Origin of the sequence: Intestinirhabdus alba, assembly GCF_009711095.1 — a bacterium.
In the GTDB taxonomy this organism is placed as follows: Bacteria; Pseudomonadota; Gammaproteobacteria; order Enterobacterales; family Enterobacteriaceae; genus Intestinirhabdus; species Intestinirhabdus alba.
Genome location: NZ_WMJZ01000002.1, coordinates 69,858 through 95,004 on the forward strand (window position 1 = coordinate 69,858; position 25,147 = coordinate 95,004).

Consider the following 25,147-nt stretch of genomic DNA (forward strand, 5'->3'; position numbering starts at 1 on the left):
GCCCGTGTTCGCATATTAAGGGCAGATAAAACGAGATGGCGAAGCAAGACTATTACGAGATTTTAGGCGTTTCCAGAACAGCGGAAGAGCGTGAAATCAAAAAGGCCTATAAGCGCCTGGCCATGAAGTATCACCCCGATCGTAACCAGGGGGATAAAGACGCCGAGACCAGGTTTAAAGAGATCAAAGAAGCCTATGAAGTATTGACCGACGCCCAGAAGCGTGCGGCGTACGATCAGTACGGTCATGCGGCCTTTGAACAGGGCGGCATGGGCGGCGGCGGCTTTGGCGGCGGTGCCGACTTCAGCGATATCTTTGGTGACGTCTTTGGCGATATCTTTGGCGGCGGCCGTGGTCGTCAGCGCGCGGCGCGCGGCGCAGATTTGCGCTATAACATGGATCTCACCCTGGAAGAGGCCGTACGCGGCGTGACCAAAGAGATCCGCATCCCGACCCTGGAAGAGTGTGATGTCTGCCACGGCAGCGGTGCGAAGGCTGGCACCCAGCCCCAGACCTGCCCGACCTGCCACGGTGCTGGCCAGGTTCAGATGCGTCAGGGGTTCTTTGCGGTGCAGCAAACCTGTCCGCACTGCCAGGGGCGCGGCAAGCTGATCAAAGATCCGTGCAATAAATGCCACGGTCACGGTCGGGTTGAAAAGAATAAAACCCTGTCGGTTAAGATCCCGGCAGGCGTGGATACCGGCGATCGCATTCGTCTGGCAGGGGAGGGCGAAGCGGGTGAGCACGGCGCGCCGGCAGGAGATCTCTATGTACAGGTGCAGGTGAAGCAGCATCCGATCTTCGAGCGTGAAGGCAATAATCTTTACTGCGAAGTGCCGATTAACTTTGCAATGGCGGCGCTTGGCGGCGAAATTGAAGTTCCGACGCTGGATGGCCGCGTCAAGCTGAAGGTGCCGAGTGAAACGCAGACCGGCAAGCTGTTCCGCATGCGCGGCAAGGGCGTGAAGTCCGTCCGCGGCGGCGTGCAGGGCGATCTGCTGTGTCGGGTGGTAGTCGAAACGCCGGTTGGTCTGAACGAGAAGCAGAAACAGCTGCTTAAGGATCTGCAGGAAAGCTTTGGCGGGCCGACGGGTGAGAATAACAGCCCGCGTTCGAAAAGTTTTTTTGACGGCGTTAAAAAGTTCTTTGACGATCTGACACGTTAGTTAACCTTATTATTATGAAAACCCGAAATTTTATTTCGGGTTTTTTTCTATTTCAGCTTTGCTAAATATACCCTAAATAATTCAAGTTGCATGTGCGTTGGCTTTATTCGGCCCAGGGGCCTCACCCCTTCGGGATCAGCCCTGCGGCTGTTCAAAACGCGCTGCGTTTTGCCCTGCAATTCAAATTATTCAGGGTATATACTTCTTAAAAACCGAGCTTTTTACCATGAATAATCTAATTTTAACGAGCTTTTTGCCAGGCTAAGATAGCTATCACGTTGTGTTCACCGGACAGAGGTATGTAGACGTGAAACATTTACATCGCTTTTTTAGCAGCGACGCCTCAGGTGGTGTTGTTCTTATCATAGCCGCAGCGCTGGCTATGCTGATGGCGAACGTCGGGCTGACCCGCGACGGCTACTTCGCTTTTCTCGATATGCCGGTCGCACTGAAGGTCGGGATGCTCGAGATTGATAAGAATATGCTGTTATGGATCAACGACGCGCTGATGGCGATATTCTTCCTGCTGATTGGTCTGGAGGTAAAGCGAGAGCTGATGCAGGGATCGTTGGCCAGCCTGCGCCAGGCCGCCTTTCCGGCCATTGCCGCGCTCGGCGGTATGATTGCTCCGGCGCTACTCTATCTGGCGTTTAACTATGCCGATCCGATCGCCCGGGAGGGGTGGGCGATCCCGGCGGCGACGGACATCGCCTTTGCGCTGGGAGTGCTGGCCCTGTTGGGAAGCCGGGTGCCGCTGGCGCTGAAAATTTTCCTGATGGCGCTGGCGATTATTGACGATCTGGGGGCAATAATAATTATCGCCCTCTTCTATACCCACGATCTCTCAATGATATCGCTGGGCGTGGCGGCAGCGGCCATCGCGCTGCTGGCGCTGCTGAACCTGGGCGGGGTAAGGCGCACCGGGATCTATATCCTCGTCGGCGCGGTGCTGTGGACCGCAGTGCTTAAGTCCGGCGTCCACGCTACGCTGGCGGGCGTTATCGTTGGCTTCTTTATTCCGCTGAAGGAAAAGCACGGCCGCTCGCCGGCGAAGCGCCTGGAGCACGTACTGCATCCGTGGGTGGCCTATCTGATTCTGCCGCTGTTCGCCTTCGCCAACGCGGGCGTTTCGCTGCACGGGGTAACCCTTAACGGGCTGGCCTCCACGCTGCCGCTGGGCATTATCGCCGGGCTACTGATAGGTAAACCGCTGGGGATCGGCCTTTTCTGCTGGCTGGCGCTGCGCCTGAAGCTGGCGCAGCTGCCGGAGGGAACCTGCTATCAGCAGGTTATGGCCGTCGGCATTCTGTGTGGTATCGGATTTACTATGTCGATTTTTATTGCTGGCCTGGCCTTCGGCGGCGTTGACCCGGCGCTGATTAACTGGGCGAAGCTGGGGATACTGATTGGCTCCCTGCTGTCGGCAGTGGTGGGGTACAGCTGGCTACGCGCGCGTTTAAATGCGCCTTTTTGACCGCTACAGAAGACGGGGGCGGCCGCGCGCGGTGCCCCTGACGATCCTGTTCAGGGAGAGAAAATGTCTCATATTAACTACAACCACCTTTATTACTTCTGGCATGTCTATAAAGAAGGCTCCGTCGTCGGCGCGGCGGAGGCGCTCTTTTTAACTCCTCAGACGATCACGGGCCAGGTTAAGGCGCTGGAGGAGCGGCTGCAGGGTAAGCTCTTTAAGCGCAAAGGACGCGGGCTGGAGCCCAGCGAATTAGGCGAGCTGGTGTTTCGCTATGCCGATAAAATGTTCACCTTAAGCCAGGAGATGCTGGATATTGTGAACTACCGTAAAGAGTCCAACCTGCTGTTTGACGTTGGCGTCGCGGACGCGCTGTCGAAGCGGCTGGTCAGCCGCGTGCTGGATGCGGCGGTAGTGCAGGAGGAGCAGATTCATCTGCGCTGCTTTGAGTCTACCCATGAGATGCTGCTGGAGCAGCTGAGCCAGCATAAGCTGGATATGATTATCTCCGACTGCCCCGTTGACTCCACCCAGCAGGAGGGGCTGTTCTCTATCAAGATTGGCGAATGCGGCGTCAGCTTCTGGTGCGCCAGCCCGCTGCCGGCCCAGGCGTTTCCGGCCTGCCTGGAGGAGCGTCGACTGCTGGTGCCGGGACGCCGCTCTATGCTGGGCCGCAAGCTGCTGAACTGGTTTAACTCCCAGGGGCTGAACGTTGAGATTCTGGGCGAGTTTGACGATGCCGCGTTGATGAAGGCCTTTGGTGCCACCCATAACGCCATTTTCGTGGCCCCGACGCTGTATGCCAATGATTTTTACGCCGATGCGTCAATCGTGGAGATTGGCCGGGTGGAAAATGTGATGGAGGAGTATCACGCCATCTTTGCCGAACGGATGATCCAGCATCCGGCGGTGCAGCGTATCTGCAACACCGACTATTCGGCGCTGTTCGCCGCGGCGAGCAAATAACTATCGTCAGCCTCCGGCGAAGGACGGGCATAAAAAAACCCGCGTTAGCGGGTTTTTTCACAAAGAGACAACGGCGGGCAATTAGGCCAGCTTGTTGATCTGCGCGGTCAGGTTAGCCTTATGACGCGCAGCTTTGTTTTTGTGGATCAGACCCTTAGCAGCCTGACGGTCCACGATCGGTTGCATTTCGTTAAATGCTTTCAGTGCAGCAGCTTTGTCGCCAGCTTCAATAGCTGCGTATACTTTCTTGATGAAAGTACGCATCATAGAGCGACGGCTTGCGTTGTGCTTACGAGCCTTTTCAGACTGAACGGCGCGCTTCTTAGCTGATTTGATATTAGCCAAGGTCCAACTCCCAAATGTGTTCTATATGGACAATTCAAAGGCCGAGGAATATGCCCTTTTAGCCTTCTTTTGTCAATGGATTTGTGCAAATAAGCGCCGTTTAACAGGCCAGCGCTCGTTACGTAGTGATGGCGCAGGATTCTACCAGCTTGCGGGCCGTGAATACAGCCTTTCCACGATAAAAATGCATGGCCGCAGCCTGATGCGTCCGATGGCGATGAAAAGCATCTTCTTTCTCTTTCGCCGCATGAATCGCCGGTTAACCTTGACCGCTGTACAAGGTATACTCGGACGATTTTCACTGTTTTGAGCCAGACATGAAGCTGATACGCGGCATACATAATCTTAGTCAGGCCCCGCACGGATGTGTGCTGACTATTGGTAATTTCGACGGCGTGCATCGTGGTCATCGCGCGCTGTTGAAAGAACTGCAGGAAGAGGGTCGCCGGCGCGGTTTACCGGTGATGGTGATGATTTTCGAACCGCAGCCGCAGGAGCTGTTTGCCACGGAAAAAGCGCCGGCGCGCCTGACCCGCCTGCGGGAGAAGCTGCGCTATCTGGCGGAATGCGGCGTAGACTATGTGCTTTGCGTGCGTTTCAACAGACGCTTTGCGGCGCTGACGGCGCAGGCCTTCATCGGCGAGCTGCTGGTGGAACGGCTCGGCGTGCGATTTCTGGCGGTAGGCGATGATTTCCGCTTTGGCGCTGGTCGCGCTGGCGATTTCTTGTTATTACAGAAGGCTGGCGCGCGGTATGGCTTCGATGTCGCCAGCACCCGGACCTTCTGCGAAAGCGGCGTGCGTATCAGCAGCACCGCGGTGCGCCAGGCGCTGGCGCAGGACGATCTGGCGGCAGCTGAAAATTTACTTGGCCACCCGTTTACCCTCTCCGGGCGCGTAGTGCACGGCGATGCGCTCGGGCGCACCATCGGTTTTCCGACGGCAAACGTCCCGCTGCGGCGTCAGGTTTCGCCGGTGAAGGGCGTCTATGCGGTTGAAGTCATGGGCCTCGGTGAAAAGCCGCTGCCCGGCGTGGCCAATATTGGCACCCGGCCGACGGTAGCAGGCGTGCGCCAGCAGCTGGAAGTGCACCTGCTGGACGTTGTAATGGACCTCTACGGTCGCCATATAGATGTAGTGCTGCGTAAAAAAATACGCAACGAGCAGCGATTCGCCTCGCTTGACGAGCTGAAGGCGCAAATCGCGCGCGATGAATTAACGGCCCGGGCGTTTTTTGGGCTATCAAAACCGGCGTAAGCCTACGAGTTAAATACGGAAACGAGAATCTGATGAGTGACTATAAATCCACCCTGAATTTGCCGGAAACAGGGTTCCCGATGCGCGGCGATCTCGCTAAGCGCGAACCGGGGATGCTGGCGCGTTGGACCGATGATGATCTGTACGGCATCATCCGTGCGGCCAAAAAAGGCAAAAAAACCTTCATTCTGCATGACGGCCCTCCTTATGCGAATGGCAGCATTCATATTGGTCACTCGGTTAACAAGATTCTGAAAGACATTATCGTGAAGTCCAAAGGACTCTCCGGATATGACTCGCCCTACGTTCCGGGCTGGGACTGCCACGGCCTGCCCATCGAGCTGAAGGTGGAGCAGGAGTACGGCAAGCCGGGCGAGAAGTTCACCGCCGCCGAGTTTCGCGCGAAGTGCCGCGAATACGCCGCCGCCCAGGTCGACGGCCAGCGCAAAGATTTTATCCGACTGGGCGTGCTGGGAGACTGGTCGCACCCGTATCTGACCATGGACTTCAAAACCGAAGCCAATATTATCCGCGCGCTGGGCAAGATCATCGGTAACGGCCACCTGCACAAGGGCGCTAAGCCGGTGCACTGGTGCGTCGACTGCCGCTCCGCGCTGGCGGAAGCGGAAGTGGAGTATTACGACAAAACCTCCCCGTCCATCGACGTGGCGTTCCACGCGACGGATAAAGCGGCGGTGCTGGCGAAGTTCGGCGTGGCCGACGCTACGGGTCCGGTTTCGCTGGTTATCTGGACCACCACCCCGTGGACGCTGCCGGCCAACCGCGCTATCTCTCTGGCGGCGGACTTCGACTATGCGCTGGTGCAGATTGACGGCCAGGCGCTGATCGTCGCCGGGGATCTGGTAGAGAGCGTGATGCAGCGCATCGGCGTTAGCGACTACACCCTCCTCGGCAGCGTAAAAGGTGCCGAACTGGAGCTGTTGCGCTTCAGCCATCCGTTTATGGGTTACGACGTTCCTGCCATTCTTGGCGACCACGTTACGCTGGACGCCGGCACCGGCGCGGTGCATACCGCGCCTGGCCACGGCCCGGACGACTACGTGATCGGCCAAAAATACGGTCTGGAAACCGCTAACCCGGTTGGCCCGGACGGCACCTATCTGCCGGGAACCTGGCCGACGCTGGACGGCGTGAACGTTTTCAAAGCGAACGATATCGTGGTGGCGCTGCTGACGGAGAAAGGCGCGCTGCTGCACGTTGAGAAGCTGCAGCATAGCTATCCGTGCTGCTGGCGGCACAAGTCGCCGATTATCTTCCGCGCTACCCCGCAGTGGTTTATCAGCATGGATCAGAAAGGCCTGCGCGCGCAGTCGCTGAAAGAGATCAAAGGCGTGCAGTGGATCCCGGACTGGGGCCAGGCGCGCATCGAGTCGATGGTCGCCAACCGCCCTGACTGGTGTATTTCGCGCCAGCGCACCTGGGGCGTGCCGATGTCGCTGTTCGTGCATAAAGAGACCGAAGAGCTGCACCCGCGCGCCGTTGAGCTGATGGAAGAGGTGGCGAAGCGCGTTGAAGTCGACGGCATTCAGGCGTGGTGGGATCTCGACCCACGGGAGATCCTCGGCGACGATGCCGACCGGTACGTGAAGGTGCCGGATACGCTGGACGTCTGGTTTGACTCCGGCTCCACCCACGCCTCGGTGGTTGACGTGCGTCCTGAATTTGCCGGCCACGCCGCCGATATGTATCTGGAAGGCTCCGATCAGCACCGCGGCTGGTTTATGTCCTCGCTGATGATCTCCACGGCGATGAAGGGTAAAGCGCCGTATCGCCAGGTGCTGACCCACGGCTTTACCGTTGACGGCCAGGGCCGCAAGATGTCCAAATCCATCGGCAACACCGTGTCGCCCCAGGACGTCATGAACAAGCTGGGCGCGGATATCCTGCGCCTGTGGGTGGCCTCCACCGACTATACCGGCGAGATGGCGGTCTCCGATGAGATCCTCAAGCGTGCCGCCGACAGCTACCGTCGTATCCGTAACACCGCGCGCTTCCTGCTGGCGAACCTGAACGGCTTCGATCCGCTAAAAGACAGGGTGAAGCCGGAAGAGATGGTGGTGCTGGACCGCTGGGCGGTAGGCTGCGCGAAGGCGGCGCAGGAGGATATCCTGAAGGCCTACGAGTCTTACGACTTCCACGAAGTGGTGCAGCGCCTGATGCGCTTCTGCTCCGTTGAGATGGGGTCGTTCTACCTCGACATTATCAAAGATCGTCAGTACACCGCGAAGGCGGAAAGCCGGGCGCGCCGCAGCTGCCAGACCGCGCTGTACCATATCGCCGAGGCGCTGGTGCGCTGGATGGCACCGATCATGTCCTTTACCGCGGATGAGATCTGGGGTTATCTGCCGGGCGACCGCGAGAAGTACGTCTTCACCGGCGAGTGGTATGAAGAGCTGTTTGGCCTTGACGCCGCCGAGCCGATGAACGATACCTTCTGGAGCGAGCTGCTGAAGGTGCGCGGCGAGGTCAACAAGGTCATCGAGCAGGCGCGCGCCGACAAGAAAGTGGGCGGCTCCCTGGAAGCGGCGGTGACGCTGTACGCCGGGCCGGAGCTGGCCGCGAAGCTGACGGCGCTGGGCGATGAGTTACGCTTTGTTCTGCTGACCTCCGAGGCCAGCGTTGCGGATTATAATGCAGCCTGCGCCGATGCCCAGCAGAGCGAGCTGCTTAGCGATCTGAAGATTGCCCTGAGCAAAGCCGAAGGGGAGAAGTGTCCGCGCTGCTGGCACTACACCACCGATGTCGGCAAGGTGGCGGAACACGCAGAGATCTGCGGCCGCTGTGTCAGCAACGTCGCCGGCGACGGCGAAAAACGTAAGTTTGCCTGATGAGTAAACCGATCTTTTCGACAGGAGTGCGCTGGCTGTGGCTGGTGGTGGTGGTGTTGATTATCGATCTGGGCAGCAAGTTCCTGATCCTCCAGAACTTTGTTCTGGGGGAGACGGTGCCGCTGTTTCCGTCGCTTAATCTGCACTATGCGCGCAACTACGGCGCGGCGTTCAGCTTCCTCGCCGACAGCGGCGGCTGGCAGCGCTGGTTTTTCGCCGGTATCGCGATCGGCATCTGCGTGCTGCTGGCGGTAATGATGTACCGCAGCAGGGCGACCCAGAAGCTGAACAACATCGCCTACGCGCTGATTATCGGCGGGGCGCTGGGCAATCTGTTCGATCGCCTGTGGCACGGCTTCGTCGTCGACATGATCGATTTTTACGTCGGCAACTGGCACTTCGCTACCTTTAACCTCGCCGACTCGGCTATCTGCGTCGGCGCGGCGCTGGTGGTGCTGGAGGGGTTTCTCCCCGCCGCCAAAAAACAGCGGGCGTAAGCGCTGATCCATAGCGAACCGGGGAGCCAGCGCCGTTCGAGGCTGGCTCCTTTCTCATTATCAGGGATGAAATAATAAGCGGAAATGGCGCAGCCGTTTCGTTATGTTCAGGAAGAGAGCGTCTGCTGACTGCGGGTTCAACCTGTATCCTGACGCTAACGGCGGACAGCCCGCAGCCGGGGCTGCCCGCATCGTTAATCCATCGATAAAAACATAGAGCAAACCTGCATGTCTAACTCTGTACAGAGCAACAGCGCGGTGCTGGTGCACTTCACCCTGAAGCTCGACGACGGCTCCCTTGCCGAGTCAACCCGCAACAACGGCAAGCCCGCGCTGTTTCGCCTGGGCGACGGCTCTCTGTCTGAAGGGCTGGAGCAGCATCTGCTGGGGCTGAAAGCGGGCGATACCACCACCTTTTCCCTGGAGCCGGACGCGGCGTTTGGCGTGTCGACGCCCGATCTGATCCAGTACTTCTCGCGGCGGGAGTTTATGGACGCCGGCGAGCCGGAAATCGGGGCCATCATGCTCTTTACCGCGATGGATGGCAGCGAAATGCCCGGCGTGATCCGCGAAGTGAACGGCGATTCCATCACCGTTGATTTCAACCACCCGCTGGCCGGGCAAACCGTTCATTTTGCTATTGAAGTGCTGGAAGTCGAACCGGCGCTGGAGGCGTAAAATGCAGATCCTGTTGGCCAACCCGCGCGGCTTTTGCGCCGGCGTAGACCGTGCTATCAGCATTGTGGAAAACGCGCTGGCCATTTACGGCGCGCCGATCTACGTCCGTCATGAGGTGGTGCATAACCGCTACGTGGTGGACAGCCTGCGTGCGCGCGGCGCGATTTTTATTGAGCAAATCAGCGAAGTGCCGGACGGCGCGATCCTGATCTTCTCCGCCCACGGGGTGTCGCAGGCGGTGCGCAACGAGGCGAAAAGCCGCGATCTTACCGTTTTCGACGCCACCTGTCCGCTGGTCACCAAGGTGCATATGGAGGTGGCCCGCGCCAGCCGCCGCGGCGAGGAGTCGATTCTTATCGGCCACGCCGGACATCCGGAAGTAGAGGGCACGATGGGCCAGTACAGCAACCCGAAGGGGGGCATGTACCTGGTGGAATCGCCGGAAGATGTCTTTTCGCTGAAGGTGAAAAACGAAGAAAAGCTCTCCTTTATGACCCAGACCACGCTCTCGGTGGACGATACCTCCGACGTGATTGACGCTCTGCGCCAGCGCTTTCCGAAAATCGCCGGGCCGCGTAAAGACGATATCTGCTATGCCACCACCAACCGCCAGGAGGCGGTGCGCCGGCTTGCGGAGCTGGCGGACGTGGTGCTGGTGGTCGGCTCGAAAAACTCGTCGAACTCTAACCGCCTGGCGGAGCTGGCCCAGAGAATGGGCACCACCGCGTTTCTGATCGACGATGCCGCGGATATTCAGACCGGGTGGGTGAAAGAGGCGAAGTGCGTTGGCGTTACCGCGGGTGCCTCCGCGCCGGACATCCTGGTGCAGAACGTCATCGCACGCCTGCAGGCGCTGGGCGGCGGCGAGGCGGTGCCGCTGGAAGGTCGGGAAGAGAACATTGTTTTTGAAGTGCCGAAAGCGCTGCGTATCGACGCCCGCGAAGTGTAACAGGCGTACTTTGCTGACGAAATGCCGATGCCCCTGGCGTCGGCATTTTTTTGTGCACAGAAAACCTCCAGCCAGGCTGGAGGTTCCGGAAAGCTTTCAGCTTTGAGCCAGCGATAAAAACCTTTTTTGACGGATTGCCGGTAATTAATCCGCCGGCATCCCGCGCCGGGCAGTTCGCTTGTTATCGGCGCTCCCGCCCGGCGGAGCCTTAGCGGACTTTCAGCCATATAACGGGCCGGGGTCCTTAACCGGCAAAAAGACCGGACGTCACGCCAGCGCAGTAGCAGCATCGTCCTGGCCGGCGAAACGCTTCTCTTCGCCATCAGACGCCAGGTGCCGGGCACCACCATCAGTTGTGGGAAGAGCCCGTTGAGCATCTGCTGAACGCGGATAGCCAATCCCTCATTATGGCGAATGCCGTTTAGTCATATTCAGGGTAATGACGAACCGCCACAGCGAATTATTCTTCCCCCAACGCTGATTGTGCGTGAATCGTGTGGTTTTCGCTGACGGCTATGTTTTTTACTGATATCTCAGACGGTTTATCATTAAATTCTAATTACCGGCGTTTTCGGCTGGCGGCCTTGTCGCAGGCTGGGTACTCTGAAAACGATTTACCTCATTTTAACGTAAGAGAATAACTATGCATGATGCACAAATCCGCGTAGCCATCGCGGGGGCGGGCGGCCGTATGGGTCGACAGCTGATTCAGGCCGCCCTGCAAATGGAGGGTGTGGCGCTTGGCGCGGCGCTGGAGCGCAAAGGCTCCTCGCTTATTGGCAGCGATGCGGGGGAGCTGGCGGGCGCGGGCAAGTGTGGCGTCACGGTTCACAGCGATCCTGAAGCGGTGAAAGAGGATTTCGATGTCTTTATCGATTTTACCCGTCCGGAAGGCACGCTCGACCATCTGGCGTTTTGCCGCCGGTACGGCAAGGGGATGGTGATTGGCACCACCGGCTTCGATGATGCCGGCAGACAGGCGATTCAGGACGCCGCCGGGGAGGTGGCTATTGTCTTTGCCGCCAACTTCAGCGTTGGGGTCAACGTGATGCTGAAGCTGCTGGAGAAAGCGGCAAAGGTGATGGGTGATTATACCGATATTGAGATTATTGAAGCGCACCATCGGCATAAGGTGGATGCTCCGTCAGGCACCGCGCTGGCGATGGGCGAAGCGATCGCCCACGCGCTGGATAAAGATCTCAGGGATTGCGCGGTCTACGCCCGTGAAGGACACACCGGCGAGCGTGTGCCGGGAAGTATAGGCTTTGCCACCGTACGCGCGGGGGACATCGTCGGGGAACATACGGCTATCTTCGCCGATATTGGCGAGCGCATTGAGATTGGCCATAAGGCCTCCAGCCGAATGACCTTCGCGAACGGTGCCGTTCGCTCCGCGTTATGGGTATCAAAGAAGAAAAACGGTCTTTTTGATATGCGTGATGTGCTAAATCTTAACAATTTATAAGAGATATCGTAAATTTTATCAGTAATAATGTCTTTTATTTTATTGAATTAAAAGGGTAATAATTTGTTACTCTTTTATTTTTAACGGGTAAGGGTGTTTTTAATTGTTAACCCGTTATTATTGCTATTTTTGCGCCGGGTTGTGACGCTGAAGCGGTGATTTTTGACCATCTGGTCCACTTTATGTGGGGCTGATGCATTTTTTTACGCTATTTGGCACAGGTAAGCGTTTTCCTCGCTAAGTTAGCCCTGCTTTTTAGCCATTAATTCATCACTTTTAAGCCTGGTGCGTGAAATAATAATAGAAATACCGCTCCGGAGTTGACTTTTACCTACCTTATCTGCAGAATGCCGCCGTTTGCCAGAAATTCAAGGGTAAGCAGATTTGCATTGCCTTGCACGATAGCGGTGCATTAGTATGCAAATAAAGTGAGTGAATATTCTCTGGAGGGTGTTTTGATTAAGTCAGCGCTATTGGTTCTGGAAGACGGAACCCAGTTTCACGGTCGGGCCATTGGGGCAACGGGTTCGGCGGTTGGGGAAGTCGTTTTCAATACTTCAATGACCGGTTATCAAGAAATCCTCACTGATCCCTCCTATTCCCGCCAAATCGTCACTCTTACTTATCCCCACATTGGTAATGTCGGCACCAACGAAGCCGATGAAGAATCTTCCCGGGTTCATGCTCAGGGGTTGGTCATTCGCGATCTGCCGCTGATTGCCAGCAACTTTCGCGATACCGAAGATCTCAGTACCTATCTGAAGCGCCATAACATTGTGGCGATTGCCGATATTGATACCCGCAGGCTGACGCGCCTGCTGCGCGAAAAAGGGGCGCAGAACGGCTGCATCATTGCCGGCGACCATCCGGATACCCGGCAGGCGCTGGAAAAAGCGAAGGCCTTCCCCGGACTGAACGGGATGGATCTGGCGAAGGAAGTGACCACCGCAGAGCCTTACGCCTGGACGCAGGGGAGCTGGTCGCTGACCGGCGGCCTGCCTGAGGCCCAAAAAGAAGAGGCCCTGCCTTTCCACGTTGTCGCCTACGACTTCGGTGCCAAGCGTAATATCCTGCGTATGCTGGTGGATCGCGGCTGCCGCCTGACGGTGGTGCCGGCGCAAACTCCGGCGGAAGCGGTGTTGAAAATGAACCCGGACGGCATCTTCCTCTCCAACGGTCCCGGCGATCCGGCACCGTGCGATTACGCCATCGACGCGATTCAGAAATTCCTCGAAACGGATATTCCTCTTTTCGGCATCTGCCTCGGCCACCAGCTGCTGGCGCTGGCCAGCGGTGCGAAAACGGTCAAGATGAAGTTCGGCCACCACGGCGGTAACCATCCGGTAAAAGATATTGACAATAACACCGTGATGATCACCGCCCAGAACCACGGCTTTGCGGTTGATGAAGCGTCTATGCCTGCCAACCTGCGGGTGACCCACAAGTCGCTGTTTGACGGCACGCTGCAGGGGATCCATCGCACCGACCGGCCGGCGTTCAGCTTCCAGGGTCACCCGGAGGCAAGTCCGGGGCCGCACGATGCCGCGCCGCTGTTCGATCACTTTATCGAACTCATTGAGCAGTACCGTAAAACCGCTAAATAATCAGAATCTGTTTAGGCTTTGCTCTGTTCAGGAACGCGACCTTAAACGCGCGCCTGCCGCTGGCTGCAGCCATAAACAGGTTCTCCGGAGAAGAGAACCATGCCAAAACGTACAGATATAAAAAGCATCCTGATCCTCGGCGCTGGCCCGATCGTTATCGGCCAGGCGTGTGAGTTTGACTACTCCGGCGCGCAGGCCTGTAAGGCGCTGCGTGAAGAGGGGTATCGCGTTATTCTGGTGAACTCTAACCCGGCGACCATCATGACCGACCCGGAAATGGCCGATGCCACCTACATTGAGCCGATCCACTGGGAAGTGGTGCGCAAAATCATCGAAAAAGAGCGTCCGGACGCGGTGCTGCCGACGATGGGCGGCCAGACGGCGCTGAACTGCGCGCTGGAGCTGGAGCGTCAGGGCGTGCTGGACGAGTTCGGCGTAACCATGATTGGTGCCACCGCAGACGCCATTGATAAGGCGGAAGATCGCCGCCGCTTTGACGTGGCGATGAAAAAGATCGGCCTTGAGACCGCGCGCTCCGGCATTGCGCACAGCATGGAGGAGGCGCTGGCGGTCGCCGCCGACGTCGGCTACCCGTGCATTATTCGTCCCTCCTTCACCATGGGTGGCTCCGGCGGCGGGATCGCTTACAACCGGGAAGAGTTTGAAGAGATCTGCGCCCGCGGCCTGGATCTGTCGCCGACCAGGGAGCTGCTGATCGATGAGTCGCTGATCGGCTGGAAAGAGTATGAAATGGAGGTGGTACGCGACAAGAACGACAACTGCATCATCGTCTGCTCCATCGAAAACTTCGACGCGATGGGGATTCACACCGGTGACTCTATCACCGTCGCGCCGGCCCAGACCCTGACCGACAAAGAGTACCAGATCATGCGTAACGCCTCGATGGCGGTGCTGCGTGAAATTGGCGTTGAAACCGGCGGCTCCAACGTGCAGTTTGCGGTAAACCCGAAAAACGGCCGCCTGATCGTTATCGAAATGAACCCGCGCGTCTCCCGCTCCTCGGCGCTGGCCTCAAAGGCTACCGGCTTCCCGATTGCCAAAGTGGCGGCCAAACTGGCGGTGGGCTACACCCTTGACGAGCTGATGAACGACATCACCGGCGGCCGCACGCCGGCCTCTTTTGAGCCGTCCATCGACTACGTGGTAACCAAAATTCCGCGCTTCAACTTCGAGAAGTTCATCGGCAGCAACGACCGCCTGACCACCCAGATGAAGTCCGTCGGCGAAGTGATGGCCATTGGTCGCACCCAGCAGGAGTCGCTGCAGAAAGCGCTGCGCGGCCTGGAAGTGGGGGCCACCGGCTTTGATCCGAAGGTCAGCCTGGACGATCCGGAAGCGCTGACCAAAATCCGCCGCGAACTGAAGGACGCGGGCGCGGAGCGCATCTGGTACATCGCCGATGCGTTCCGCGCGGGCCTTTCGGTTGACGGCGTCTTCAACCTGACCAACATCGACCGCTGGTTCCTGGTGCAGATCGAAGAGCTGGTTCGTCTGGAGGAGAAGGTGGCCGGGCTGGGCATCAACGGCCTCGACGCCGGCTTCCTGCGGGCGCTTAAGCGCAAGGGCTTTGCCGATGCCCGGCTGGCGGCGCTGACGGGCGTGCGCGAGGCGGAAATCCGCAAGCTGCGCGACCAGTTCGGACTGCATCCGGTCTATAAGCGCGTCGACACCTGCGCGGCGGAATTCGCCACCGATACCGCCTATATGTACTCCACGTATGACGACGAGTGCGAGGCCAATCCCTCGGTGGATCGCGACAAGATTATGGTGCTGGGCGGCGGACCGAACCGTATCGGCCAGGGCATTGAGTTTGACTACTGCTGCGTCCACGCCGCGCTGGCGCTGCGCGAAGATGGCTACGAGACCATCATGGTCAACTGTAACCCGGAGACCGTCTCAACCGATTACGATACCTCCGACCGTCTCTACTTCGAGCCGGTAACCCTGGAGGATGTGCTGGAAATCGTGCGCATTGAGAAGCCGAAGGGGGTGATCGTGCAGTACGGTGGCCAGACGCCGCTGAAGCTGGCGCGCGCCCTGGAGGCCGCCGGCGTACCGGTGATTGGCACCAGCCCGGACGCCATTGACCGCGCAGAAGACCGCGAGCGTTTCCAGCAGGCGGTAGAGCGCCTGAAGCTGAAGCAGCCGGATAACGCCACGGTGACCACTATCGAAATGGCGGTGGAGAAGGCGAAAGAGATCGGCTATCCGCTGGTGGTGCGCCCCTCCTATGTGCTGGGCGGTCGGGCGATGGAAATTGTCTACGATGAAGCGGATCTGAAGCGCTACTTCCAGACGGCGGTCAGCGTCTCCAACGACGCGCCGGTGCTGCTGGACCGCTTCCTTGACGACGCGGTAGAGGTTGATGTCGACGCCATCTGCGACGGCGAAACGGTGCTGATTGGCGGCATTATGGAGCATATCGAACAGGCGGGCGTCCACTCCGGCGACTCCGCCTGCTCGCTGCCGGCCTACACCCTGAGCCAGGAGATCCAGGACGTCATGCGCCAGCAGGTGCAGAAGCTGGCCTTTGAGCTGCAGGTTCGCGGCCTGATGAACGTCCAGTTTGCGGTGAAGAATAATGAGGTTTACCTGATCGAGGTTAACCCGCGCGCGGCGCGCACCGTGCCGTTCGTCTCCAAGGCGACCGGCGTGCCGCTGGCGAAGGTGGCGGCACGAGTCATGGTGGGTAAAACCCTGGCCGGGCAGGGGATGACTAAAGAAATTATCCCGCCGTACTACTCGGTGAAAGAGGTGGTGCTGCCCTTCAATAAGTTCCCCGGCGTCGACCCGCTGTTGGGGCCGGAGATGCGCTCCACCGGTGAGGTGATGGGCGTGGGGCGCACCTTTGCCGAGGCGTTCGCCAAGGCCCAGCTTGGCAGCAGCTCCACCATGAAGAAGCAGGGCCGCGCGCTGCTCTCGGTGCGTGAAGGCGACAAAGCGCGCGTTGTGGACCTGGCGGCGAAGCTGCTGAAGCAGGGTTTTGAGCTGGATGCCACCCACGGCACGGCGATTGTGCTGGGCGAGGCGGGGATCAACCCGCGGCTGGTCAATAAGGTGCATGAGGGGCGTCCGCACATTCAGGACCGCATCAAAAACGGCGAGTACACCTATATCATCAATACCACCGCCGGGCGGCGGGCGATTGAAGACTCCCGCGTGATCCGCCGCAGCGCGCTGCAGTACAAAGTACACTACGACACCACGCTGAACGGCGGTTTCGCCACGGCGATGGCGCTGAATGCCGATGCCACCGAAAAGGTGATTTCGGTGCAGGAGATGCACGCGCAGATTAAAAAATAGCGGACGATCTCTGCTTCACCCGATATAAAAACGGTTCCGCTTGCGGAGCCGTTTTTTTACGCGCCGGGTTTTAGCGCCGGCATATATTGCCTGATGAACCTTATTTCAATATGGCAAGCAAGATTTGGCTCACACTAATTACCCATTAAGTTGCATACTATCCAGAATACCCACGATTTCTACAGGGTCTTGTTTTAATTATTGTAAACGGGACGAAGCCAGAATTTTTATTTGTGAAATGGTGCGCTTATGTGTGAAAAATATGTTGATAAACCGCTTTATTTGTTGATTGCCGACTGGATCATGGGTGAAAACCGCTGGGTAAGTGCGAAGGAGATCGCGAAGCATTTCAATATGGATCATTGCAAAGCAATTAATACGGTCTCTTATATCCTTGCCGAGGTCGGAGAAATAAGCTGTGAAACAAAAAGTATTCCCAATCAGCTCGAGGGACGGGGATGCCAGTGTCAGCGGCTGGTCCGGATAACGCATATCGATCCTCAGCTGTATACCCGCCTGGGACACGGTCCGCAGGCGAAAGTGGTGAACAGAGCGCCGCGCCTGCCGGCGGTTCCTCCAGCGGAGCTTAACCGCGAGCAGAAATGGCAGATGATGCTGTCAAAAAGTATGCGGCGTTAGCGCTGTACTGCCGGAGCGGCGCGGGCACCCTCCGGCATCGTTTACTTTTCTGGTCGGGGCTGTACTATCGCCGTGCGCCTTCCGTTAGTGCGGGCTAACGGCCGCATTTCACACAGCGATGCCCGGTAGCGAATCGCGCCTGAGACTTCCTGGCGTTGAGCGGCTTCCGGCTCCGTTCCTCCTGCGTTGACGCCGGCCCCTGGCATCCCCCTTCAAAGGCGTGGCAACGCATACGCACTCAGCGTCCTTTCCAGACCGGCTCGCGTTTTTCGGCAAAGGCCCGCGGACCTTCAGCGGCATCCTCTGAGTGCAGCACCGCCGGGTAATGCTTCAGGGCACCGCTGCGTAGATAGCGATAGCCTTCCTCAACCGTCATTTCGCCGGTGGCGCGGTAAATCTCTTTCAGAGCGGCAATCGCCAGCGGGGCGCTTTGCACCAGCTGCTGCGCCAGCTCGCGGGCGCTGTCCATGAGCGCATGTTGACTGACGACGCGGTTTACGATCCCCCAGCGCAGCGCCTCTCCGGCGTCCATACGTCTGCCGGTCATAACCATTTCATTGACGATGGCCGGCGGTAGCCGCTTGGGCAGGCGCAGCACGCCGCCGCTGTCCGGGACGATACCCAGCTTTGCTTCCGGCAGCGCGAAACTGGCACCTTCCGCACACACGATAAAGTCTGCCGCCAGCGCCAGCTCGAAGCCGCCGCCGAAGGCATAGCCGTTAACCGCGGCGATCACCGGCTTGTCCAGGTCAAAAATTTCGGTCAGACCCGCAAAGCCGCCGGGACCAAAGTCGGCGTCCGGCGCTTCGCCTTCCGCTGCCGCTTTTAAGTCCCAGCCGGCGGAAAAAAACTTCTCGCCGCCGCCGGTAATAATAGCGACCCGCAGCGCCGGATCGTCACGGAAGTTGAGAAAAACCTCTCCCATTTCCAGGCTGGTTCTGGCATCGATGGCATTAGCTTTAGGGCGGTCCAGCGTTATTTCCAGAATCGGACCGCTGCGGGTTAAACGTAATGACTCACTCATTTTTTATCTCCATACATCGGGGGCTGACGGAAAAATATTCCGCCAGAGGGCTTATTTAAGATTCTTTTTGATTATTTTTCCTGAACAGTTTCGCGGCAGATCTTTTCTTATCTCCAGAAACGAGGGGACTTTAAATTTCGCCATATTTTGTTCACAGAAGGTAAAAAACTCTTCTTCACTCAGCGTTTCGTCTTCGTGCAGCACCACAAATGCTTTGATGGCTTCGTCGCGAATGGAATCTTTAATACCAACTACCACGATGTCCTGAATTTTCGGGTGAGCAGAAATAATATTTTCCAGTTCGCTGCAGGAGACGTTTTCGCCAGCGCGCTTGATCATATTGCAGCGGCGGTCCACGAAATAAAAAAAGCCCTCCTCGTCGCGGTAACCGGAATCGCCGGTATGCAGCCAGCCGTCTGGCCCGAGCGCTTTGGCGGTGGCGTCCGGCCGGGCGTAATACTCCCGAAACAGCGTTTTACCCGGCACGCCCTTAATACAGATCTCGCCCGTTTCACCGGGGGGCAGCGGACGGTTCTGCTCGTCGCGGATCTCCGCCTGGTAGCCGAATCCCGGACGGCCTATTGAGGGCCAGCGGCGCTTGTCGCCGGGACGGTCGCCGATAGCGCCGACGATGGTTTCCGTCATCCCCCAGGAGGTCAGCAGCCGGACGCCGAAGCGCCCGGTAAAGGCGTCTTTCTCCTGTTCTGACAGGTTGAGGTAGAACATGACCTCCCGCAGGCGATGCTCCCTCTCCTGCGGCGCGGCGGGCTGCGCCATCAGCGTTCGGATCATCATAGGAATGCACTCGGTCACCGTGGCGCGGTACTTTTGCACCTGTCCCCAGAAGGCGCGGGCGCTGTACTTCTCTATTAGCACAAAGGTCGCGCCTGCGGAGAAGGCCGCCATCGCGGCGGTACACTGACAGTCGATATGAAAAGCGGGCATGACCGTCAGATAAATATCGTCATCGCGCAGGGCGCACTGCCATGAAGAGTAATAGCCCGCAAAGCGCAGGTTATAGTGGGTGATCACCACGCCTTTCGGCCGGGACGTGGTGCCGGAGGTAAACAGGATCTCGGCGACGTCGTCAACGGACAGCGGCGGCGCATAGCGCAGGGTGGTCGGCTGGCTATTCTTCAGGCTGGAAAAATGGCTTACGTCCTCGTCCGCCGGAACGTCGTCGCCGATCAGGTAGATGCGCGTGAGGCCGGTCGCCTCCTCCTGGCGGATCTGGCGATACATGGGGTAAAAAGTGGTGCTGGTTACCAACAGCGAGGCCTGGCTGTTTTGCAGGATCCATGCGCTTTCTTCGCGCAGCAGGCGGGCATTAATCGGCACCATGATGGCACCTATCTTAGCCAGGCCGAACCAGCAAAAGAAAAATTCCGCGCAGTTATCCAGATGTAGTGCGACCTTATCGCCCTGGCGAATGCCCAGCGAATGAAAAAGGTTGGCCGTGCGAGTGATCTCCTCGTTAAGCGAGGCGTAGCTGAACTGCTGCACATCTCCTGTGCAGGATTCACAGATCAGCGCCGTCTTCTTACCATATGCCCCGGCCAGATCGTCCCACATCTGACGTAAATTTTGTCCGCCAACGATATCCATTGCACCTTAATCCGTCTTTACCGGCGACGCGCTGGCCGGAGGATCTGGCCAGCGCGTCGCGTTTAGTTCTCAACTTTGGCCAGGCCCTTGCTGACCAGTTCCTTAATATCTGCTTCGCTGTAACCGAGGTTTTTCAGAATGGCGGCGGTGTCCATGCCGTGCGTCGGCATACCCCGCCAGATTTTCCCCGGGTTGTTTTTGAATTTCGGCATGATGTTCGGGCCTTTGCAGGTGCGGCCGTCCATCGTTTGCCACTGGGTAATCGACTCACGGGCGACGTACTGCGGATTGCCTTCCAGCTCCGGTATGGTCAGCACTTTGGCGCAGGCGATTTTCAGCCCGGCAAAGCGCGCCTGCACTTCGGCGATGGTGCGCGCGGCCAGCCATGCATCCAGTTTCTCTTCCACCAGCGGTCCGTAGGGACACTCAATGCGGTGGATTAGCTGCGTCCCCTCCGGCACGTCCGGCGTGCCAGGAAGGTGCGCCAGGCCGATATCCTTAAGACATTCTTTAATCTGCGTTATGCCGACCAGCTCCATAACGATGTAGCCATCCGCGCATTTGTACAGCCCGCAGCCCGCATAGTAAGGATCTTTACCCTTTGTCATGCGTGGACAGATCTCGCCGCCGTTGAAATAGTCCATCATGAAGTACTGGCCCATGCGCAGCATGACTTCATACATGGCGACGTCAATGCTTTCGCCTTTGCCGGTTTCGCGCACTTTATGCAACGCCGCCAGCGCCGCGGTGGTGGCCGTCATGCCGGAGAAGTAGTCGGCGGTGTAGGGGAAGGCGGGCATCGGCTGGTCAACGTCGCCGTTCTGGATCAGATAGCCGCTGAACGCCTGGGCGATGGTGTTATAAGCCGGCAGGTTGGTGTACTCTTCGGTGCCGTACTGACCAAAGCCGGAGAGGTGGGCGATAACCAGCTGCGGGTTATGTTTCCACAGCACCTCATCGGTAATACCGCGGCGGGCAAACGCCGGGCCTTTACTGGCCTCAATAAAGATGTCGGTGGTCTCCATCAGCTTCAGAAACGCTTCCCGCCCTTCGTCTTTAAAAATATTCAGCGACAGGGCGTGCAGGTTACGGCGCGATAGCTGCGGATAGTTCGGCTGTACGCGGATGGTATCGGCCCAGGCGACGTTTTCGATCCAGATGACCTCTGCGCCCCATTCGGCGAACATCTGTCCGGCGAACGGACCGGCAATTTCGATTCCGGAGAAGACCACCCGCAGTCCGGAAAGCGGCCCGAAGGTGGGCATAGGTAGACGATTATTCATGGTATGACTCCTTATTGCCGGATAGCGCCGCGCGCTACCCGGCTGCCACTTAACGGTATTGCTTCAGCACGGCGCGGCCGAGCGTCAGGATCTGCATTTCATCAGAGCCGCCGGAGACGCGATCCACCCGCAGATCGCGCCAGAAGCGGGTGATGCGGTGGTTGCCCGCAATCCCTACGCCGCCCAGAACCTGCATGGCGGTGTCTACCACGTCGAACGCCGCGTTGGCGCAGAAGTACTTACACATTGCGGCATCGCCGGAGGTGATGGTGCCGTTGTCCGCCTTCCATGCCGCTTCCAATAGCATGTTTTTCATGGAATTTATCTTGATAGCCATATGGGCGAACTTCTCCTGGATCAGCTGGAAGCGGCCAATGGTTTCGCCAAACTGCACGCGCTGGTTGGCATAGCGCGCCGCATCTTCGAAGGCGCACATGGCGGTGCCGTAGTTGGTAAGGGCGACCAGGAAACGCTCGTGGTCGAACTCCTCTTTTACGCGATTGAAGCCATTGCCTTCCCGGCCGAACATGTCTTTCTCGTCCAGCTCAACGTCGTCAAAGCTAATTTCACAACAGCTGTCCATCCGCAGGCCAAGCTTCTCCAGCTTGGTTACCTTGATACCGGGCTTACTCATATCGACGAACCATTCGGTATAGATCGGCTTGTCCGGGGAGGCGTCGTCCCTTGCCATCACCACGATATAAGGGGTGTAGGCGCTACTGGTGATAAAGCATTTACTGCCATTGATATAGACCTTACCATTTTTGCGGGTATAGGTGGTTTTCAAACTCCCCACGTCCGAACCCGCGCCCGGCTCGGTAATCGCCGAGTTCCACATCTGCTTGCCCGTGCCGCGAAACGCCATGATCTTATCGATTTGCTCCTGGGTGCCTTCGCGCAGAAAGGTGTTGAAGCCCCCCGGCAGCTGATACAGCACGTAGGTTGGCGCGCCCAGGCGTCCCAGCTCCATCCAGACGGCGGCGACGGTAACAAAGCCGGCGTCCAGGCCGCCGTGCTCTTCCGGGATCAGCAGGCTGTCGATGCCCATGTCCGCCAGCGCTTTTACAAAGCGCTCCGGATAGACGCTGTCGCGATCGCACTCGGCAAAATAGGCTTCCCAGTTCTCACTGGCCATTGGTTCACGAATACCGGCGACAAACAGTTCTTGCTCGTCATTTAAATTGAAATCCATCTTCCAGCCTCTTGCTCTTTACACTCGCTCTTCAGGCCGCCTTAAGGCGTCCCGAATGATTGTGTGTAATGGGTTAACGAAATTTATTTGTCTTTCCAGTGCGCTTTGGCGTCTTTAATAAAGGAAAGCGTCACCATGATATTGACGAAGAACAGCGGACACCCCCCGGCGATAATCGCGGTCTGGATGGGTTTCAGTCCGCCAAGCGCCAGCAGAACGATACCGATAATCCCCACCAGCACGGACCAGCCGATACGCACCAGCAGCGGCGGCTCTTCGCCGTCGCGGACTTCGCGGCAGGTCGACATCGCCAGGGTGTAGGAGCAGGCGTTGATCAGCGTGACGGTGGCAATAAAGCAGAGGATAAAGAATCCCCACATCGTGGCGGTGCTGAGCGGCAGAGCGGCCCAGGTTTCGATAATGGCCCGCGCTACGCCGTGCTGCTCAATCAGCTGCGGGATATTGATAATGTTTTTATCGATCAGCAGCAGGGTGTTGCTGCCGAGTACGGTCCACAGAAGCCAGGTGGAAGCGGTCAGGCCCAGCACCATGCCGAAGCACAGTTCCCGGACGGTACGTCCGCGGGAGATACGCGCAAGGAAGATGCTCATCTGAATAGCGTAAATCACCCACCACGCCCAGTAGAAGACGGTCCAACCCTGCGGGAATCCGCCCTTGCCGATGGGGTCGGTATAGAACAGCATTCGCGGCAGGTACATCAACAGCATACCGACGGAGTCGGTGAAGTAGTTCATAATGAAGCTGGCACCGCTGACGATGAACACCCAGCCGAGCATCAGGAAGCTCAGGTAGCTGCGAACGTCGCTGGCGATTCTGACGCCTTTTTGCAGGCCGCAGGCCACACAAATGGCATTCAGCACGATCCAGCAGGTGATAATAATGGCGTCCAGCTGCAGGGTATGCGGGATCCCGAACAGGTATTGCATACACTCGGTCACCAGCGGCGTCGCCAGACCGAGGCTGGTGCCCATAGCGAAGATCAGCGCCACCAGGTAAAAGTTGTCAATGATCGTGCCAAATAGCCCTTTGGCGTGCCTCTCACCCACTAACGGCACCAGCGTGGAGCTGGGACGTATGACATCCATTTTGCGCACGAAGAAGAAGTAGGCGAAAGCCACGGAGAGGAAGCTGTAGGTGGCCCACGGCAGCGGCCCCCAGTGGAACAGGCTGTAGGCCAGGCCTATCTCTTTCGCGCCGGTGGAGCCGGCCGCGAGGTCAAACGGCGGCGTGGAGATATAGTAATAGATTTCTATCGATCCCCAGAACAGCACGGCGGCGGAGGTACAGGAGGCGAACATCATGAAAATCCAGCTGGCGGTGCTGAATTCAGGTTTCTCATCGCCTAATTTCTTTTTCGCGTAGGGGCCAAAGACCAGCCAGAACCAGCCGATGAGCATGACTACCATATACCATTCAAATGCCCAGCCCCAGACATTGGTGACATAACTGAATACTGCATTAATAACCACATTCGCCGCGTCGAGATCGCGAACGGTTAACCAACAAAGTATTCCAACTATTATTAATGGCGGAAAGAAAACCTTTGGTTCTATTCCTAACTTTCTCTTTTCATTTTTCATAAGTGAATTCCAGTGTGAAACGAAAATTAATTTTGCGTCACCATTTGTTCTATTTTTACTAATGTTTTGTTGAAAGAGTTTTGCCCTCTTAGCGCGCCGCCGATTACCTCATATTGGGTATTCAGTTGATGTTATTCTGTGATTTACATCACATTTTTCTCAGGGGGCTTGGTAGCGGATTTTTCTGTTAATGTTATTTTAAATCAATGGGTTGAATTATTTTGTGCTCGGCTGACATTCAATATTGGTGATCGAGAAAACAATATTGAAATTTTCTATTTTTTTACGCGCGGCATTCAATATTGGTGAGGTGCTTAACAATATTGAAAGTTACGAATATCAGGGTGTGACTTTTTTAATATTGGTGGGTAAGGTTTTATTTCCAAATGAAAGCGCGTGATATCTGTATATAACATCGCTGATATAGTCGACGTTTCCTTCATGATTTCTGGAGATGCAATGAAGATAATTACTTGCTACAAGTGCGTACCTGATGAACAAGATATTACGATCAATAATGCTGACGGCTCCTTAGATCTCAGTAAAGCAGATGCCAAAATCAGCCAGTACGATCTGAATGCGATAGAAGCCGCCTGTCAGCTAAGGCAGCAGATGGGCGACGCGCAGGTTATCGCTTTGAGCGTGGGCGGTAAGGCGCTGACCAACGCCAAAGGGCGTAAGGACGTGCTCTCCCGCGGTCCTGATGAGCTGGTGGTGGTGATTGACGATGGGTTTGAACAGGCTCTGCCGCAGCATACCGCGGCGGCGCTGGCCGCCGCCGCGCAAAAATCGGGTTTTGATCTGATGATCTGTGGCGACGGTTCTTCTGACCTGTATGCCCAGCAGGTGGGCCTGCTGGTGGGCGAAATGCTGAATATTCCGGCAGTTAACGGCGTTAACAAAATTCTCGCCCTGACGGAGAGCACGCTGACCGTCGAGCGCGAGCTGGAAGACGAAACAGAAACCCTGAGTATTCCCCTTCCCGCGGTGGTGGCGGTCTCTACCGACATTAACGCTCCGCAAATCCCCTCAATGAAGGCCATTCTGGGCGCGGCCAGAAAACCGGTACAGGTCTGGTCCGCTGCCGATATTGGCTTCAGCGCGACGTCTGCCTGGTCCAGCCAGACGGTAGCGGCACCGCAGCAGCGTGAGCGCCAGCGCATCGTTATTGAGGGCGACGGTGAAGAGCAGATCGCCGCATTTGCCGACAATCTGCGCAAAATGATTAATTAA

20 protein-coding genes are annotated in these 25,147 nt (G+C 57.5%); 14 read left to right on the top strand and 6 right to left on the bottom strand.

Going from position 1 to position 25,147, the window contains the following annotated elements:
- The first annotated feature begins 35 nt into the window (after nucleotides 1-35).
- The 3 genes from dnaJ to nhaR all read left to right on the top strand — a co-directional run bounded on the left by dnaJ (nucleotide 36) and on the right by nhaR (nucleotide 3,603).
- The gene (gene dnaJ, locus GJV78_RS01980; RefSeq protein ID WP_155106739.1) at nucleotides 36-1,166 is read left to right on the top strand and encodes a molecular chaperone DnaJ; all 1,131 of its coding nucleotides are present in this window, start codon (nucleotides 36-38) and stop codon (nucleotides 1,164-1,166) included.
- A 307-nt stretch (nucleotides 1,167-1,473) separates the two neighbouring features.
- Nucleotides 1,474-2,640, top strand: a complete 1,167-nt coding sequence (gene nhaA / locus GJV78_RS01985) for a Na+/H+ antiporter NhaA (RefSeq protein WP_167519320.1) — start codon at nucleotides 1,474-1,476, stop codon at nucleotides 2,638-2,640.
- Between the two features lie 63 nt (nucleotides 2,641-2,703).
- Nucleotides 2,704-3,603 carry a transcriptional activator NhaR gene (gene nhaR, locus GJV78_RS01990; RefSeq protein ID WP_155106740.1) on the top strand — a complete coding sequence of 300 codons (900 nt, stop codon included), beginning with the start codon at nucleotides 2,704-2,706 and terminating at the stop codon, nucleotides 3,601-3,603.
- An 81-nt stretch (nucleotides 3,604-3,684) separates the two neighbouring features.
- Here the strand turns inward: nhaR and rpsT are convergent, their stop codons facing one another.
- A complete protein-coding gene (gene rpsT / locus GJV78_RS01995) occupies nucleotides 3,685-3,948 on the bottom strand; it encodes a 30S ribosomal protein S20 (RefSeq protein WP_001518655.1) in 264 nt (87 codons plus the stop codon).
- A 79-nt stretch (nucleotides 3,949-4,027) separates the two neighbouring features.
- Between rpsT and GJV78_RS02000 the strand changes: the two genes are divergently transcribed.
- The 10 genes from GJV78_RS02000 to caiF all read left to right on the top strand — a co-directional run bounded on the left by GJV78_RS02000 (nucleotide 4,028) and on the right by caiF (nucleotide 17,209).
- A complete protein-coding gene (locus GJV78_RS02000; protein WP_330998772.1) occupies nucleotides 4,028-4,258 on the top strand; it encodes a DUF2575 domain-containing protein in 231 nt (76 codons plus the stop codon).
- Nucleotides 4,259-4,265: 7 nt separating this feature from the next.
- A complete protein-coding gene (gene ribF, locus GJV78_RS02005) occupies nucleotides 4,266-5,204 on the top strand; it encodes a bifunctional riboflavin kinase/FAD synthetase (protein ID WP_155106742.1) in 939 nt (312 codons plus the stop codon).
- A 32-nt stretch (nucleotides 5,205-5,236) separates the two neighbouring features.
- On the top strand, nucleotides 5,237-8,053 hold the full coding sequence (gene ileS, locus GJV78_RS02010) for an isoleucine--tRNA ligase (protein WP_155106743.1): 2,817 nt from the start codon (nucleotides 5,237-5,239) through the stop codon (nucleotides 8,051-8,053).
- On the top strand, nucleotides 8,053-8,550 hold the full coding sequence (gene lspA / locus GJV78_RS02015) for a signal peptidase II (protein WP_155106744.1): 498 nt from the start codon (nucleotides 8,053-8,055) through the stop codon (nucleotides 8,548-8,550). The genes ileS and lspA overlap by 1 nt, the downstream gene beginning before the upstream one ends.
- A gap of 228 nt (nucleotides 8,551-8,778) precedes the next feature.
- Nucleotides 8,779-9,228 (top strand): FKBP-type peptidyl-prolyl cis-trans isomerase, encoded by a 450-nt coding sequence (fkpB, locus tag GJV78_RS02020; protein WP_155106745.1) that lies wholly within the window; start codon nucleotides 8,779-8,781, stop codon nucleotides 9,226-9,228.
- Nucleotide 9,229: 1 nt separating this feature from the next.
- Entirely contained in the window at nucleotides 9,230-10,177 is a 948-nt protein-coding gene (gene ispH / locus GJV78_RS02025; protein WP_155106746.1) for a 4-hydroxy-3-methylbut-2-enyl diphosphate reductase, read from the top strand.
- Nucleotides 10,178-10,820: 643 nt separating this feature from the next.
- Nucleotides 10,821-11,642, top strand: coding sequence for a 4-hydroxy-tetrahydrodipicolinate reductase (gene dapB / locus GJV78_RS02030; RefSeq protein ID WP_155106747.1), 822 nt, complete (start codon nucleotides 10,821-10,823; stop codon nucleotides 11,640-11,642).
- Nucleotides 11,643-12,097: 455 nt separating this feature from the next.
- A complete protein-coding gene (gene carA / locus GJV78_RS02035; protein ID WP_155106748.1) occupies nucleotides 12,098-13,246 on the top strand; it encodes a glutamine-hydrolyzing carbamoyl-phosphate synthase small subunit in 1,149 nt (382 codons plus the stop codon).
- Between the two features lie 99 nt (nucleotides 13,247-13,345).
- Nucleotides 13,346-16,570: a carbamoyl-phosphate synthase large subunit gene (carB, locus tag GJV78_RS02040; RefSeq protein WP_155106749.1), complete on the top strand. Its 3,225-nt coding sequence runs from the start codon at nucleotides 13,346-13,348 to the stop codon at nucleotides 16,568-16,570.
- Between the two features lie 249 nt (nucleotides 16,571-16,819).
- On the top strand, nucleotides 16,820-17,209 hold the full coding sequence (caiF, locus tag GJV78_RS02045) for a carnitine metabolism transcriptional regulator CaiF (RefSeq protein ID WP_155106750.1): 390 nt from the start codon (nucleotides 16,820-16,822) through the stop codon (nucleotides 17,207-17,209).
- 238 nt (nucleotides 17,210-17,447) lie between these two features.
- On the opposite strand, the gene caiD is transcribed toward caiF, so the two are convergent.
- The 5 genes from caiD to caiT all read right to left on the bottom strand — a co-directional run bounded on the left by caiD (nucleotide 17,448) and on the right by caiT (nucleotide 23,914).
- A complete protein-coding gene (caiD, locus tag GJV78_RS02050) occupies nucleotides 17,448-18,233 on the bottom strand; it encodes a crotonobetainyl-CoA hydratase (RefSeq protein ID WP_155106751.1) in 786 nt (261 codons plus the stop codon).
- A 51-nt stretch (nucleotides 18,234-18,284) separates the two neighbouring features.
- Nucleotides 18,285-19,838, bottom strand: coding sequence for a crotonobetaine/carnitine-CoA ligase (gene caiC, locus GJV78_RS02055; protein WP_155106752.1), 1,554 nt, complete (start codon nucleotides 19,836-19,838; stop codon nucleotides 18,285-18,287).
- Nucleotides 19,839-19,900: 62 nt separating this feature from the next.
- Nucleotides 19,901-21,121: an L-carnitine CoA-transferase gene (caiB, locus tag GJV78_RS02060; RefSeq protein WP_155106753.1), complete on the bottom strand. Its 1,221-nt coding sequence runs from the start codon at nucleotides 21,119-21,121 to the stop codon at nucleotides 19,901-19,903.
- Nucleotides 21,122-21,170: 49 nt separating this feature from the next.
- Nucleotides 21,171-22,313: a crotonobetainyl-CoA dehydrogenase gene (caiA, locus tag GJV78_RS02065; RefSeq protein ID WP_155106754.1), complete on the bottom strand. Its 1,143-nt coding sequence runs from the start codon at nucleotides 22,311-22,313 to the stop codon at nucleotides 21,171-21,173.
- An 83-nt stretch (nucleotides 22,314-22,396) separates the two neighbouring features.
- Nucleotides 22,397-23,914 carry an L-carnitine/gamma-butyrobetaine antiporter gene (caiT, locus tag GJV78_RS02070; RefSeq protein ID WP_155106755.1) on the bottom strand — a complete coding sequence of 506 codons (1,518 nt, stop codon included), beginning with the start codon at nucleotides 23,912-23,914 and terminating at the stop codon, nucleotides 22,397-22,399.
- Between the two features lie 459 nt (nucleotides 23,915-24,373).
- On the opposite strand from caiT, the gene GJV78_RS02075 reads away from it, so the two are divergent.
- Nucleotides 24,374-25,147, top strand: a complete 774-nt coding sequence (locus GJV78_RS02075; RefSeq protein ID WP_155106756.1) for an electron transfer flavoprotein FixA — start codon at nucleotides 24,374-24,376, stop codon at nucleotides 25,145-25,147.

Excerpts from the sequence above, each read along its gene's own strand:
- caiD (WP_155106751.1), bottom strand. The coding sequence starts at position 18,233 with ATGAGTGAGTCATTACGTTTAACCCGCAGCGGTCCGATTCTGGAAATA.
- caiT (WP_155106755.1), bottom strand. The coding sequence starts at position 23,914 with ATGAAAAATGAAAAGAGAAAGTTAGGAATAGAACCAAAGGTTTTCTTT.
- ispH (WP_155106746.1), top strand. The coding sequence starts at position 9,230 with ATGCAGATCCTGTTGGCCAACCCGCGCGGCTTTTGCGCCGGCGTAGAC.
- dnaJ (WP_155106739.1), top strand. The coding sequence starts at position 36 with ATGGCGAAGCAAGACTATTACGAGATTTTAGGCGTTTCCAGAACAGCG.
- lspA (WP_155106744.1), top strand. The coding sequence starts at position 8,053 with ATGAGTAAACCGATCTTTTCGACAGGAGTGCGCTGGCTGTGGCTGGTG.
- ileS (WP_155106743.1), top strand. The coding sequence starts at position 5,237 with ATGAGTGACTATAAATCCACCCTGAATTTGCCGGAAACAGGGTTCCCG.
- caiB (WP_155106753.1), bottom strand. The coding sequence starts at position 21,121 with ATGAATAATCGTCTACCTATGCCCACCTTCGGGCCGCTTTCCGGACTG.
- caiC (WP_155106752.1), bottom strand. The coding sequence starts at position 19,838 with ATGGATATCGTTGGCGGACAAAATTTACGTCAGATGTGGGACGATCTG.
- dapB (WP_155106747.1), top strand. The coding sequence starts at position 10,821 with ATGCATGATGCACAAATCCGCGTAGCCATCGCGGGGGCGGGCGGCCGT.
- fkpB (WP_155106745.1), top strand. The coding sequence starts at position 8,779 with ATGTCTAACTCTGTACAGAGCAACAGCGCGGTGCTGGTGCACTTCACC.
- caiA (WP_155106754.1), bottom strand. The coding sequence starts at position 22,313 with ATGGATTTCAATTTAAATGACGAGCAAGAACTGTTTGTCGCCGGTATT.
- GJV78_RS02075 (WP_155106756.1), top strand. The coding sequence starts at position 24,374 with ATGAAGATAATTACTTGCTACAAGTGCGTACCTGATGAACAAGATATT.
- caiF (WP_155106750.1), top strand. The coding sequence starts at position 16,820 with ATGTGTGAAAAATATGTTGATAAACCGCTTTATTTGTTGATTGCCGAC.
- nhaR (WP_155106740.1), top strand. The coding sequence starts at position 2,704 with ATGTCTCATATTAACTACAACCACCTTTATTACTTCTGGCATGTCTAT.
- carB (WP_155106749.1), top strand. The coding sequence starts at position 13,346 with ATGCCAAAACGTACAGATATAAAAAGCATCCTGATCCTCGGCGCTGGC.
- ribF (WP_155106742.1), top strand. The coding sequence starts at position 4,266 with ATGAAGCTGATACGCGGCATACATAATCTTAGTCAGGCCCCGCACGGA.